1 protein-coding gene is annotated in these 711 nt (G+C 64.1%); it reads right to left on the minus strand.

Annotated elements, in window-relative coordinates; genetic code table 11:
* Window positions 1–40 precede the first annotated feature (40 nt).
* Window positions 41–397, minus strand: a complete 357-nt coding sequence (locus ACXJKJ_RS30575; protein WP_457319761.1) for a YkgJ family cysteine cluster protein — start codon at window positions 395–397, stop codon at window positions 41–43.
* Window positions 398–711: the final 314 nt, after the last annotated feature.

Raw genomic sequence — 711 nt, forward strand, 5'->3', positions numbered from 1 at the left:
ATGCAAGACGTTGCGGCCAGCTCAATGCAGGCCCGCCAGGCTAAAGCAGCACCTGCCGCGTGCTGCGAAGAAAGCGATGGATCTCGTCTTCCACTGCCTCATCGATCATATAGACCGGCCGCTGGCCATTGGGGCAGCGCAGACGAGGCGTGGTTCCGAACAAACGGCAGATCAGCGGGCGCTCGGCGTAGACCTCGCACCCCTGCTTGCCCAGGTAGGGGCAACTGAGCTCAGCCAGGGCAGCATCACGCTCGGCCTCGCTCTTGATGGGCAGGCGCGCCATTTCCTCGGTCGACACCGTAACCGGACCGCAGCAGTCGTGGCACCCGACAATGCACCGGAAGGAAGGGATCTGATCGCGCAGCCGATCTATCGCGTCGCTGTTTGTATAGGGCATTGCGATGAGCCTCAGCCACACGTCAACGGAAGGCCATTTTACAACCCTGTTGCCCTGCTGGGCGGGCGGACGCGCGCCATGGCGTGAAGCCACCGCCAGGCGCCGATCGCGGCGACGGCCTGGTGGGCTGTCATGCCGCTGCAGGGCCTAGGCTACCACCGGTTCCCGCCCCGGAAGTCCGCCGATACCTACGCCTACCCGGCGACCACTGGGTTCAGGGGCGCATTCAGCACCTGACCTTGTGAGACCATGCGCCGAACAAACGGTCCTTCGCTCCACCGTGCTTCGTAGTCGTCAAGGACACACCCATGCCA

This window comes from Roseateles sp. P5_E1 (genome assembly GCF_054049335.1).

Bases quoted from the DNA above. Each gene is read 5' to 3' on its own strand.
- ACXJKJ_RS30575 (WP_457319761.1), bottom strand. From the start codon at position 397: ATGCCCTATACAAACAGCGACGCGATAGATCGGCTGCGCGATCAGATC.